10 protein-coding genes are annotated in these 12,974 nt (G+C 69.2%); 6 read left to right on the forward strand and 4 right to left on the reverse strand.

Going from position 1 to position 12,974, the window contains the following annotated elements; all coding sequences use genetic code 11:
* The first annotated feature begins 503 nt into the window (after positions 1-503).
* From A33M_RS23255 to A33M_RS19940, 5 genes are all read left to right on the forward strand, one after another.
* Positions 504-995: a helix-turn-helix domain-containing protein gene (locus tag A33M_RS23255; protein ID WP_083850568.1), complete on the forward strand. Its 492-nt coding sequence runs from the start codon at positions 504-506 to the stop codon at positions 993-995.
* A gap of 390 nt (positions 996-1,385) precedes the next feature.
* A complete protein-coding gene (gene recA, locus A33M_RS19925; RefSeq protein ID WP_008391134.1) occupies positions 1,386-2,483 on the forward strand; it encodes a recombinase RecA in 1,098 nt (365 codons plus the stop codon).
* Positions 2,484-3,185: 702 nt separating this feature from the next.
* Complete coding sequence (locus A33M_RS22600) at positions 3,186-5,507, forward strand: hypothetical protein (RefSeq protein ID WP_157223584.1); 2,322 nt, start codon at positions 3,186-3,188, stop codon at positions 5,505-5,507.
* Positions 5,508-5,583: 76 nt separating this feature from the next.
* Positions 5,584-8,259: an alanine--tRNA ligase gene (alaS, locus tag A33M_RS19935; RefSeq protein WP_008391139.1), complete on the forward strand. Its 2,676-nt coding sequence runs from the start codon at positions 5,584-5,586 to the stop codon at positions 8,257-8,259.
* A gap of 58 nt (positions 8,260-8,317) precedes the next feature.
* A complete protein-coding gene (locus tag A33M_RS19940; RefSeq protein ID WP_008391142.1) occupies positions 8,318-9,550 on the forward strand; it encodes a cyclic nucleotide-gated ion channel in 1,233 nt (410 codons plus the stop codon).
* 200 nt (positions 9,551-9,750) lie between these two features.
* Here the strand turns inward: A33M_RS19940 and A33M_RS22605 are convergent, their stop codons facing one another.
* Positions 9,751-10,131 carry a GlsB/YeaQ/YmgE family stress response membrane protein gene (locus A33M_RS22605; protein ID WP_157223585.1) on the reverse strand — a complete coding sequence of 127 codons (381 nt, stop codon included), beginning with the start codon at positions 10,129-10,131 and terminating at the stop codon, positions 9,751-9,753.
* Between the two features lie 184 nt (positions 10,132-10,315).
* Between A33M_RS22605 and A33M_RS24255 the strand changes: the two genes are divergently transcribed.
* A complete protein-coding gene (locus tag A33M_RS24255; RefSeq protein WP_157223586.1) occupies positions 10,316-10,474 on the forward strand; it encodes a hypothetical protein in 159 nt (52 codons plus the stop codon).
* Here A33M_RS24255 and A33M_RS19950 read toward each other — a convergent pair whose 3' ends face one another.
* From A33M_RS19950 to xseA, 3 genes are all read right to left on the reverse strand, one after another.
* Positions 10,475-10,705 carry a DUF2093 domain-containing protein gene (locus A33M_RS19950; protein WP_008391146.1) on the reverse strand — a complete coding sequence of 77 codons (231 nt, stop codon included), beginning with the start codon at positions 10,703-10,705 and terminating at the stop codon, positions 10,475-10,477. It lies immediately after the preceding gene.
* Between the two features lie 83 nt (positions 10,706-10,788).
* The gene (locus tag A33M_RS19955; protein WP_008391148.1) at positions 10,789-11,019 is read right to left on the reverse strand and encodes a DUF2093 domain-containing protein; all 231 of its coding nucleotides are present in this window, start codon (positions 11,017-11,019) and stop codon (positions 10,789-10,791) included.
* A 210-nt stretch (positions 11,020-11,229) separates the two neighbouring features.
* Entirely contained in the window at positions 11,230-12,831 is a 1,602-nt protein-coding gene (gene xseA / locus A33M_RS19960; protein WP_008391150.1) for an exodeoxyribonuclease VII large subunit, read from the reverse strand.
* Positions 12,832-12,974 lie beyond the last annotated feature (143 nt).

The raw sequence follows: 12,974 nt of genomic DNA on the forward strand, positions 1-12,974 counted from the left end.
CGCCTTCGTCCGCCTCGCCATGATCCGCGTCATGCTCCGACGGCTGGCAAGACCAACCCACTCCGCGTGAATCCGATCTTCTTGGATCGGCTCTGAGACCTCGGGCCGAGATTATCGAAAGCGCCATTCCCCTCCAGGTAGATGCCTTCCCATCCACGATACGCTTGCATGCTTTTTCGATAGCTTGGCGGGAAACGCCGGCGGCCAGTGCCAACGTTGGAAGATCGACAGTGTCGCTCACGAGGGATCCTCGGTGCGGAGGATCTCGGTGACCATACGTTCCCGCAATTCCACGGCGCGGCGACTGTGTCGTTCACCCTTGAGTGCTTTCTCCGCGGTTTGTCGGTTGATCTTTTTGTCTTTGCACCACGCGGCAAGGCTTGTCCCCCGCCCTACTAGCGCCGCGCGGACTGCGGTATAAAGGTCGTTGGAACCTACGACCGTCACAGAGAGGATGTGCCTGATCTGGTGCATGATGCGCTAAGATACGCACAAACAGGTGTATGTCAACTTGGCTTCAGAACGACCATCTTGCCGCTAAGTTGAAGGACGCCCTTAAGAAAAAAGGGGTGTCGCTGCGTGATTTGAGCGAAGCGCTTCAGATTCCGTACCGATCAGTGCAAAATTACTTAAGTGGGGAATCGCGAATACCGGCGGATTTTTTACTGAATGTGTGCAATTATACTGGCATTGAGGCGGACTTCTTCATATACGGTGACTTCCGATTAGTTGACATTGAGTTGTATTATGCGCTTTTTGCTGTCTTGGATGGCTCCGATTTGCTTCCGCAGCTCCATAGAACCGATCGCGGTGCCTTCGACAGCGAGGATCAGCAAGAGCGACAGAGGATCGTGTCCGGTCTGACTACCGCTCTAATCGAACGATACGATCGCTATCGCGCTGACTGGCTCGCGAATCGCCTCGGCCCGGAGAACCTGCCTCCGGGGAAGCGACGTGCCTTCGGTCGGGCAAAGCGCAAGCAGGTTGGCCAATAGGTTGGCCAATCAAGCGGCGCCTCAAGATCCGGTTGGCCAATCGAAAATTGCGATCTATCGCCACTTCAATTACTTGAGTGGTTCGCCGACATTTGTTGTCGAACACAATCTCGCCATAAAGCGGTTGCGCACCCTGAGGAACCCCCCACTCCTCAGAATTCCCTTGTAATTCAGCCGCTTCGCTCATTGTGCAATGCGAGATTTCGACAAAGAGCGGCTTCACGTTCCGACAAAGAGCGTTTTCGCCTCCACCACCCGATGGCATCGCCGCTCCACCGCAAAGAACATATTGCGAACAGAGAACATACGGTGTACGATGTGCCCAGGTCGAGGACGACGCGTCTGCGTGCGTTGTCGCCTCGACAATTCCCGGGCATAGAGGAGGCGTGGATGGCTTCGGCCTCGCTGCGAGTCGTAGAAGGTTCTTCGATGGACAAGACCAAGGCCCTCGATGCCGCGCTGACCCAGATCGAGCGTGCGTTCGGCAAGGGCTCGATCATGCGGCTCGGCAAGGGGAGCAAGCCGATCGAGATCGAGGCGGTGTCGACCGGGTCGCTCGGCCTCGACATCGCGCTCGGCATCGGCGGGCTGCCGCGCGGCCGAGTGGTGGAGATTTTCGGGCCCGAATCGTCGGGCAAGACCACGCTCGCTCTGCATTGCGTCGCCGAGGCGCAGAAGAAGGGCGGCATCTGCGCCTTCGTCGACGCCGAGCACGCGCTCGACCCCGTCTATGCCCGCAAGCTCGGGGTCAATCTCGACGACCTCCTGATCTCGCAGCCGGACACCGGTGAGCAGGCCCTCGAGATCGCCGACACCCTGGTGCGCTCGGGCGCGGTCGACGTGCTGGTGATCGATTCGGTCGCCGCGCTGGTGCCGCGGGCGGAGCTCGAGGGCGAGATGGGCGACGCCCAGCCCGGCATGCAGGCGCGCCTGATGAGCCAGGCTCTGCGCAAGCTCACAGGCTCGATCAGCCGCTCCAACACGATGGTCGTCTTCATCAACCAGATCCGGATGAAGATCGGCGTGATGTACGGGTCGCCCGAGACCACCACCGGCGGCAATGCGCTGAAATTCTACGCCTCGGTGCGGCTCGACATCCGCCGCATCGGCGCGATCAAGGAGCGCGACGAGGTGGTCGGCAACCAGACCCGTGTGAAGGTGGTGAAGAACAAGCTGGCGCCGCCGTTCAAGCAGGTCGAGTTCGACATCATGTACGGTGAGGGCGTGTCGAAGTTCGGCGAGATCCTCGATCTCGGCGTCAAGGCCGGCCTCGTCGAGAAATCGGGCGCGTGGTTCTCCTACGACTCGACCCGCATCGGCCAGGGTCGTGAGAACGCGAAGACGTTCTTGCGCAACAATCCCGACGTCACGGCGAAGATCGAGGCGGCGATCCGCCAGAATGCCGGCCTGATCGCCGACCAAATTCTCGCCGGCGAGGAGAGCGACGGGGGAGACGACGGCGACGAGGCGCCCGCCGCCGAGGAGTAGTCTGGTCACGCGGCGGGGCGGAGTGCGGGGCGGCGTGGCGATGGACCGCCGTGCCGGTGCGTCTGCGCTCCGCATGCCCTCGAATCGAGGGGCGCCCCCTTCGCACGAACGGGGCCTCGAGGCCGGTCACGTGCCGGAACGGGCGATTGCTCGACCCGGCGGCCTCCGTCGTCGAGGTAGAAGCCGAACGAAAGCCGAGGGGCGATGAGGTCGGGGGCAGGAGCGGGGGCCGACGTCGTCGCCGGCTTGGAGCGGACCGCGGCCGCGGCGCCGGCGATCGGATCGGCGGAGCGCCCACCGGAGGTGCTGGTCGCGACGCGACGGATCGACAGGGTCGTCATCGGTGCGGTGGCGCTGGTCGCGATCGGATTTGCTGCGTCCATGCTGGTCGCTCACGTGGCCGATCCCGATTCTCTGTGGACCGGCGTTCTGCACGACCGCAACGGGCATTTCGGGTTTGCGGTCGACCTCGCGGTTGCGCTGCGAAGTCTCGATCCGGTCGGCTTTCTGAGCCAGCTCGCGAAGTCGGTGGTGTGGCCGCCGCTGCACGGACTTCTTCTGTCGGGAGTCCTCGTTGTCGGTGGTCTCGACGTTCGGCTCGGCATCGTGCCGAGCCTGATCGGCTGGACCGCGACCGTCGTGCTCTCTGCCGTTCTGGCGCGACGCATGTTTCCCGATCCGACCCGCGGCTCGGTCGCGGCGGTGACGGCCGCGGCGCTCGCGCTCGCCAGCCCGGCCTTCGCGCTGCTGGGCTCCGACGTGATGCTCGAGGGGCTCGGCGCGGCCCTCTCGGCGCTCGCGCTGCTCGCTTTTGCGCGGGCGGTGGAGGCGGACGAGCCGCGGAACCGGGCGCCAGGGGAGCCCGTCCCGTCCGGTTGGTCTGCGGGAAAGCCTCAGTTCTTTCCCACTGGCGAATCCCCGTTCGATAGGTCTCCGGTCGGTACGCCGCCGGTCGGTACGTCCGCGGTCGGCTCGCCACTGGGCGACTCGCTCTCGGCCCGAGCCGGCTCGCTGTCGCTCGGCTCGACCCGAGGGGGTTCGCCCCACATCGTCTCGACCCGAACCGGCTCGGCCCGACCCGCCCCGACCGCCTCGGACCCCGCCGTTTCGGCTTCGATCATCTCGCCCGAAGTGCCTGCAACGCCGGCCGTTTCGGTACCGGCTGCGGCCGACGCCACTTCGCGGTGGTGGCACGACGTCGCGGTCCGGCGATGGCGCGCGCTCGCGCTGGTGCTCACCCTCCTGTTCTTCCACAAGGGCAATTACTGGGGCCTCGTGGTGATGTCGCTCGCGGTTTCCGCGGCGATCGAGCACCGGGACGCTCTGTCGAGAGCCGTCTCGGCCTTGCGCATAGACATGCGATTCGGCCGATCGAGAGCCGCCGTTTCGGAGGCCGCGCGAGCGATCCTGCGCGACCCGCTGGTGATCGCCTCGCTCGTCGTCCTCGTGCTGGTCGCGGCGATCTACCGGCACGGCCCGGCGGACATCGTCGTCGGCGGACGGGCGGTGTCGCTCTATCCGCCGGAAAATCTGGTGACGGTCGCCTACGCGTTGCTGTTCGTCCGCCTCGCGATCGCCTGGCGCCGGCACCGCAAACACCTCGCGCCGATGCTCGGAGTGCCGGGCCGCGCGATCTTCACCTGGCACGTGGTGCCGGTCGCGGTGTCGTTCCTGATCCCCAAGCGCTTGCCGGGCTTCTTGTGGTTCGTCGGCCCCGCCAACAGCCCGACCCATACCTTCGATCCGCTCGGCGGCGCCGCGTTCTACTGGGACGCCTTTGCCGGTGCGTTCCACCCGTCGCCGGCGATCGCCGTTGCGGTGGTGGCGCTGTTCCTCGTCGGACTGGTGGGCGCAACAAAATGTCCGCCGGGGTCGCGTGCGGTGTTCGTGCTGGCGGTGCTGGCCTCGTTCGCCGTGCTGGTGCATCCGCATCACCAGGGACGTTTTCTCGCGTCCTGGATCTTTGCGTGGTGGGTCGGCGCCGGGGCCGGGGCGGGCGTCGTGGTCGGCCTCATCGTGCGGTCGCCCGCGATCCGAGCGAAGCCGATGGCAGCGGTCTCGGCCGTGGGCCTGCTCGCCGTTTCCGTCGGGCTCGGCATCCTGGTCGGTCTCGTCCCCGCGCGGCCGAGCCCGGAGACGGTCGCCGCAGCCGGTGCCGTCGCCGGCCGGGACGAAACGGCGCCCAGCGAATTCCTGCTCGTGCGGTCGGCGATCCCGCTGGTCGCGGACGCTCGAACGGTCGGCTTTGCCACGACGTTCGGCCCGGCCGGCTTCTTCACCTGGATGCTCCGGGCGCATTGTGCCTGCGCCGTCCGGGTCGACGGGCCGTGGCTCGCGCCCCGCGCGACCCGCGAGGACGATCGTCGGGCGATGGCGGCCTATCTCGCGGCGACGTCGGCCGAGCGTCTGGTGGTGGTCGATGCGCCCGACGGTGCCGCCGGCTTTCCGCCGTCGCCGGACCGGGCTTTTCCGCATGCGGCGACGGTCGGCATTCTCGACGCGCTGGCGGCCCAGCAGAAATTCGCCGAAATGGCGCGCTTTGCGGTGCCCGAGCATGGGGCGACGCTCACGGTGTGGGCCCGCCGGGCCGACGAAACCCGGCGGCGGGTCGGCGACGCGGCGGGGGGGGGTGCTTCGGGGCGGCGGAGCTTCGGCGCTCGGCGTCGCTGTGAAACTCGACGTCTCCCCGGCGGCCATGGCCGCCTCGGCATCGGGTGCGACGGTGGACGGGCCGACCGGTGCGGCATCGCCCCCGGCGCCGCGGTGACTCGCGAGGTGCCGGCTCATCCGGCGGGGCGCCTCGGCGCCCGATGCTCGGCGCCCGATGCTCGGCGCCCGATGCTCGTCGCGCAGGAAGCGTGCGCGGGTTGTGGTGTCGCCCGGCGCGCGTGCGGGTGTGGAGTGAACCGTGGGGCGCGCGGCGTGGCCCGGGCGCCTCGGCGCGGCGAAAAACCCGCTGCAGTGCGGCATTCGCCGCGCTGCCCGCGTGCCGGCGTTCTGGACAGTCCGCGGCCACACCGCTAGAAGGTGTCGAAACACGAGGCAGGACCGTCGCTTGGCTCGCCGGGAGGCACGGTCGTCACCCGAGAAAGAGCCATCGATGAGCGGCGTCAACGAAATCCGGTCGGCGTTCCTGACCTTCTTCGAGCGAAACGGGCACACCATCGTGCCGTCCTCTCCGCTCGTCCCCCGCAACGATCCGACATTGATGTTCACCAATGCCGGGATGGTGCAGTTCAAGAACGTCTTCACCGGCGTCGAGAAGCGGCCCTACAGCCGCGCCGTCACCGCGCAGAAGTGCGTGCGCGCCGGCGGCAAGCACAACGACCTCGACAATGTCGGCTATACCGCCCGCCATCACACCTTCTTCGAGATGCTGGGCAATTTCTCCTTCGGCGACTACTTCAAGGAGAATGCGATCGACCTCGCCTGGCGGCTGGTCACCAAGGAGTTCGGCCTGCCGGCGGAGCGCCTGACCGTCACCGTCTATTCCGAGGACGACGACGCCTTCGCTTTGTGGAAGAAGATCGCGGGGCTCCCGGACAGCCGGATCATCCGCATCTCGACCCACGACAATTTCTGGGCGATGGGCGACACCGGCCCGTGCGGCCCGTGCTCGGAAATCTTCTACGACCACGGCGACAAGATCCCCGGCGGCCCGCCCGGCAGCGCGGACGCCGACGGCGATCGCTTCATCGAGATCTGGAACCTCGTCTTCATGCAGTACGAGCAGCTCCCCTCGGAGCGGCTCGACCTGCCGCGGCCCTCGATCGACACCGGCATGGGCCTCGAGCGCATCGCCGCCGTGCTCCAGGGCACCCACGACAATTACGAGATCGACCTCTTTCAGGCGCTGATCCAGGCGGTGGTCGACCGCACCGGCGTCGACCCGAACGGCCCGATGAAGGCCTCGCACCGGGTGATCGCCGACCATCTGCGGGCCTCCGCCTTCCTGATCGCCGACGGCGTGCTGCCCTCGAACGAAGGGCGCGGCTACGTGCTGCGGCGGATCATGCGGCGCGCCATGCGCCACGCCGAGCTTTTGGGCGCCCGCGAGCCGCTGATGTTCAAGCTGGTGCCGACGCTGGTGCGCGAGATGGGCCAGGCCTATCCCGAGCTGGTGCGCGCCGAGGCCTTGATCGGCGAGACCCTGCGGCTCGAGGAGACCCGGTTCCGGAAAACGCTCGAGCGCGGCCTCGCCATCCTCGAGGAGGAGGCGCGCGACCTCGGCCGCGGCGACAGCCTCAGCGGCGAGACCGCCTTCACGCTCTACGACACCTACGGCTTCCCGCTCGACCTCACCCAGGATGCGCTCAAGGCGCGCGGCGTCGGCGTCGATCTCGATGCCTTCAATGCGGCGATGGAACGCCAGCGCGAAAAAGCGCGGGCGAGCTGGGCCGGCTCCGGCGAGGCGGCGACCGAAACCGTCTGGTTCACGCTGCGCGAGAATTTCGGGCCGACCGAGTTTTTGGGCTACGAGACCGAGACCGCCGAAGGCGAGGTCCTGGCTTTGGTGAAAGACGGCATCCAGGCGGACAGCCTCGCGAAAGGCGAGGCCGGCGCGGTGATCCTCAACCAGACGCCGTTCTACGGCGAATCGGGCGGCCAGGTCGGCGACACCGGCGTGATGGTCGGCGAGGGCGTGCGCTTCCGCGTCACCGCGACCAACAAGAAGGCCGGCGACGTGTTCGTCCATTCCGGCACGGTGGAGGAGGGCACGCTGAAGCCCGGCCAGCCGCTGTCGCTCGAGGTCGATCACGGCCGCCGGTCCGACATCCGCCGCAACCATTCGGCGACCCATCTGCTGCACGAGGCGCTGCGCCAGGTGCTCGGCGATCACGTCGCGCAGAAGGGCTCGATGGTGGCGCCCGACCGGCTGCGCTTCGACTTCTCGCATCCGAAGAAGATGTCCGACGAGGAGATCGCTCGCGTCGAGGAGATCGCCAACGCGCAGGTGCTGGAGAACACCCCGGTCACCACCCGCCTGATGGCGGTGGACGACGCGATCGCGTCGGGCGCCCGCGCGCTGTTCGGCGAGAAATACGGTGACGAGGTGCGGGTGGTCGCGATGGGCGACGCCTCGAACGCGCTCGGCTGGTCGGTCGAGCTGTGCGGCGGCACCCACGTGCGGCGCACCGGCGACATCGGGCTGATCTTCATCGACCAGGAGGCGGGGGTGGCCGCCGGCGTTCGCCGCATCGAGGCGATGACCGGCGCGGCTGCGCGACACCATCTGGTCGGCGCCAGCAAGACGCTCGCCGAGATCGGCGCCCAGATCCGGGTGCCGGCGCCGCAGGTGCCCGAGCAGGTCGCCAAGCTGATCGACGAGAGGAAGCAGCTCGAGCGCGAGCTCGGCGAGGCGCGCCGCAAGCTGGCGATGGGCGGCGGCGGGGCGTCCGGTGCGGCCGACGACGTGCGCACCGTCGGCGACGTCAAGCTGTTCGCCCGCACGGTGTCCGGCATCGAGGTCAAGGATTTGAAGAGCCTCGCCGACGAGGCCAAGAAGCAGATCGGCTCAGGCGTGGTGGCGATCGTCGGTGTCACCGCCGACGGCAAGGCCGGCGTCGTGGTCGGCGTCACCAAGGATTTGGTCGACCGCTTCAGCGCGGTCGATCTGGTGCGCGCGGGCTCGGCGGCGCTCGGCGGCAAGGGCGGCGGCGGGCGGCCCGACATGGCCCAGGCCGGCGGCCCGGACGGCGGCAAGGCCGACGCGGCGCTCGACGCCATCGCGGCGGCGCTCGGCGCGGCGAACGGGGCGGCACAAAAGGCGGGGTGAGGGCTGCGGCCCTCGACGGCAAGCCCCGCCCGACGCGACGCTCCGGAGGAGGGGCGGCATGCGCGGGCACGCCAAGCGCGGGGCGGACCTCAGGCGCCGGATCGCCGAGGTGCTCGACCAGGGCGTCGGCACCGATCCGACCGGCGTGCTGGTCGACCGCCTGCTGATCGCGCTCATTCTCGTCAATCTCGCCGGCGTCGTGCTGGAGTCGGTGCCGTCGATCGACGCGCGCTTTCACCCGCTCTTCACGCTGGTCGAGATGGCCTCGCTGGTCGTCTTCACCGCGGAATACGCGTTGCGCCTGTGGGTCGTGCCCGACCACCCGCTGGCCAAGGCGCTGGCGCCCCGCCGGGCGCGCTGGCGCTATGCCACCAGCGCCGTCGGCATCGTCGACCTTTTGGCCATCCTGCCGTTCTGGTTCGCCTTCGCCGTTCCGGAAGACCTTCGGGTGATGCTGGTCTTCCGCATCGTGCGGTTCCTGAAGCTCGGGCGCTACTCGCCGGGCATGCGCTCGCTGCTCGACGCGCTCTACAACGAGCGGCGGGCGCTGGCCGGCTGCATCGTCGTGTTTCTCGGCACCACGCTGTTCGCGGCGGTGCTGATGTATCTCGCCGAGCGCAACGTGCAGCCGGACAAGCTCGGCACCATTCCGGATGCGGTGTGGTGGGCGTTCGTGACGCTCGGCACGGTCGGCTACGGCGACGTGGTGCCGCTGACGCCGCTCGGCAAGATGGTCGCCGGGCTGACGATCGTCGCGGCGATCGTGGTGATGGCGCTGCCGGTCGGCATCGTCGCCACCGCCTTCGCCGACGAGATTCACCGGCGTGATTTCGTCGTCACCTGGGGGATGGTGGCGCGGGTGCCGCTGTTCGCCGGGCTCGGCGCCGCCGAGGTCGCCGACATCACCCGCTGCCTGCGGGCGCAGACGGTCGACGCCGGCGACGTGATCGTGCGGCGGGGCGATCCGGCGAGCTCGATGTATTTCATCGCCCGCGGCGCGGTCGACATCGACCTGGCCGGCCGGCACGTCACCCTCGGGCTCGGCCACTTCTTCGGCGAGATCGCGGTGCTGCGGCGGTCCCGCCGCTCGGCGACGGTGACCGCGATCAGCCGCTCCAACCTCCTGGTGCTCGACGGCAACGATCTCCGCCGCCTGATGGAGCGCTCGCCGCCGCTCGCCGAGCGGATCCATGCGGTGGTGCGCGAGCGGGTCGGCTCGGACGTCGTCACCCGCAAGGGCGACATGGTGTCGGAGGAGATCGCCCAGGGCGAGGAGCACCCGGCGCCGTAGCCGAGGGCGCCCTCGTCCTTCGAGACGCACGCCTGCGGAGTGCTGCTCTGGACGAGGCCGACCTCTGTCGCCGTCGGCATGACATCGCCGGCGGGCGCGGGCCCATGAAAAAAGCCTCTCCCCGGGTGGGGGGAGAGGCCGTCGTCCGGCGGCGCCGGGCAAGAGTCCGGCACCGGTCCACGCAAACGAAAGGCCGCCGATCAGCGGGCGGCGCGGCGCGGCATCGGCCGCTCGGGAACCATCGGCGCGGCGGGCGCGGGCGCGGGCTTCGCGACCGGCTTCGGGGCGGCGGCTTTCGGCGCCGGTGCGGCGGCGGCCGGCGCGGCGGTGCCGCCCTGGTAGTAGCGGGCGGCGAAGAGCACCACGGCGGCGCCGACCGCCGAGGCGATCGCGGTGCCGACGATGCCGGCCGGCAGCGCGACGCCCGCCTTCGGCACCAGCCAGACGGCGACGAACGCGCCGACGATGCCGGCGCCGTAATCCATCGTCGGGCCACCGCCCGTTCCGTAGCCGTACTTCTCGGCCGCCCACGCGAGCGCCGCGCCGACCACCACGATCACGATCAAGGTCTGCAAAGTCATCTCGATCTCCGATTGCATGCGACGCCTCGCGCCGCGCACGGCCGTGCAAGACGGAAAAACGGTGCCGTCGGCGACGACGGCCCGACGACACGCCCCCGGCGGAATCGGCGGCCGCACGGTGGCCGAAGAGATCAGCCCGGATGCCGGATCATGGTAATCCTGTCCGGCATTCCGACCAAGGGGAGTGTCGCTGTTCGTTGACAGTGGGTCCCGACATGGTCGACGGGGCGTTGCCGCGACCGGTGACCGTGAGGCACGCGCGCTCATCGGTGGCGGCACGATCGCACCGATCGTGTTCGCGTTCCTGCGGCAGGCGATGAAGAGCGATCGGCAGGGCGACTGATCAGCCCGCCGGCTTCATGCGGTCGGGATGGAGGCGCTCCATCACGGCGGCGGGGGAGGCGTAGGCCTCCTGGCGCTCGACGCTCCAGTAGCGCAGCTCCTCCAGCGGAATGGCGACGCCGGTGACGGCGCAGCGGACATAGGCGCCCGCCCGGATCACCCGGAAATCCGAATCGAGATAGCGGATCTCCGCCTCGCCGCTGTAGGACCGATGATCGAAGCGGTTCAGCACGATGCCCCTCCCGGATGCGATCCGTCACGTCCGCCTCACGCCTCGCCCGGGGCGCTCCTGCGCCGGGCGACGCCGACGAAAACTCAACCCGCCTGCGGCCGGTGCTCGGCGCGCAGCCGCTGCATCGCGGTCGGCCCGTCGGCATAGGCCTCCTGGCGCTCGACGCTCCAGTAGCGCAGCTCGTCGAGCGGAATGGCGACCCCGGTGACGGCGCAGCGCACATAGGAGCCCGCGCGGATCACCCGGAACTCGGGTGTGTCGTAGCGGATCTCCGCCTCGCCGCTGTACGGGCGATGATCGAATCGAGTGAGCACGGAACCCTCCGAAGGCGGTCGGCGCGCGACCGCCGCTGTCGTCGATGAACATAGTATGTCGCCGGGGGCGGCGAAAGTCCGTCCGGGCGGTTCGCCTCGCTCGGCCGCGCCTCGCGCGGCGATCGACAGCGCAGCTCGGTGGGCAAGCCCCTCTGGGACGAGTCCCTCGGGGACGAGTCCCCCGGGAACGAGTCCCTCGGGACGAGTCCCTCAGAACAGCGAGCCCTGGCCGGCGGTCTCGGGCTTTTTTCGCCGTGGCTTTTTTGCCGGCGGCTTGTCCGCAGCGGCCGGCGTTGCATCGGTCGCCGGGGCGCCGTCGGCGGTGGCGAATGCGCGGCCGTCGGAAAACTCGAGCGACAGCCGCAGGCCCGGCGCGACGGCGGCGGCCGTGCGCAGCGGCCGCTCGTCGGGGCCGCGCACCAGCGCAAAGCCGCGGGCGAGCACGCCTTGATAGGACAGCGCCGCCAAAAGCCCGGCGGCCCGCTCGACCCGGCCGCGTCGGGCGACCAGCAGCGCTCGCTCGGCGCGGCCGGCGCGATCCATCAAGCTCTGCAATCGCTCGCGGTCACGGGCCAGCCCGAGCTTTTGCGCGGCCAGCGTCGCCCGCAGCGCTGCCGAGAGCCGCCCGGACACCGCCGCGAGCCTTTCCCGGCGCCGCTCGCGCTGGACCAGCAGGCAGCGCCGAGACCGGCCGGCGAGCTCGAACACCCGCTCGTGCTCACGCACGAGGCGGGCGCGCAGCAGAAGCGGCGACAGCCGGTGCGCCGTGCGGGAAAATCTCTCTCGGTGCGCCTGGGCATTGGCGAGCAGCGCCCGCGGCAGCCGGCCGCTCGCCCCGTCGAGCTTTTGGCGCGCATCGGCGAGGAGCTGGTCGGCAGAAGGCAGCGCACGGGCGGCCGCGCGCAGCGCCGAGTAGCGGTTCTCCTGGGCGCGGGCAAAGCAGCCGGCGAGCCGGCGGCCGAGCCCGTCGAGCCGCGCGATCAGCTCGGAGCGCACCGGCACGGCGATCTCGGCGGCGGCGGTCGGGGTCGGCGCGCGGCGGTCGGCGGCGAAATCGATCAGCGTGACGTCGGTCTCGTGGCCGACCGCGGAGATCAGCGGGATCCGGCAGTCGGCCGCCGCCCGCACGACGATCTCCTCGTTGAACGACCACAAATCCTCGATCGAGCCGCCGCCGCGGGCGACGATCAGCACGTCCGGCCGTGGGATCGGCCCGCTTTCGGTGAGCGCATCGAAGCCGCGGATGGCGGTGGCGATCTCTTCGGCGGCGCCCTCGCCCTGCACCCGCACCGGCCACACCAGCACGGGGCGGGGAAAGCGGTCGGCGAGGCGGTGCAGAATGTCGCGAATCACCGCGCCGGTCGGCGAGGTGACGACGCCGATCACCGCCGGCAAGGCGGGCAGCGGCCGCTTCCTCGTCTCGTCGAACAAGCCTTCGGCGGCGAGCGTTTGCTTGCGTTGCTCGAGCAGCGCCATCAGCGCGCCGAGGCCGGCCGGCTCCAGCGTGTCGATCACGATCTGGTAGGTCGAGCGCCCCGGATAGGTGGTCAGCCGCCCCGAGGCGACCACCTCGAGCCCTTCCTCCGGTTTTATGCGCATACGGGAATAGGCGGTGCGCCATACCACCGCGTCGATCCGCGCGCCCTCGTCCTTCAGGCAGAAATAGGCGTGCCCGGACGAATGCACCCCGCGAAAGCCGGAGATCTCGCCGCGCACGCGGACATGGCCGTAGGCATCCTCGACGGTGCGCTTGAGCGCTTGCGAGAGCTCCGAGACGGTCCATTCGGGAGAATTGGGAAGCGTGTCGACCATTGCTTGCCTTCACCTCTCCCCGTGAGCGTTACGGCATACACACAAGGGCAAAAAAGCGTGGGATTTCGATGAGAAAGGTGGCGCTCGCCAGGAACTCCGCCGTCATCGCCGGGCTTCGACCCGGCGATCCATCAAACCGAAAA

Origin of the sequence: Rhodovulum sp. PH10, assembly GCF_000293785.1 — a bacterium.
Lineage (GTDB): Bacteria > Pseudomonadota > Alphaproteobacteria > Rhizobiales > Xanthobacteraceae > Rhodoplanes.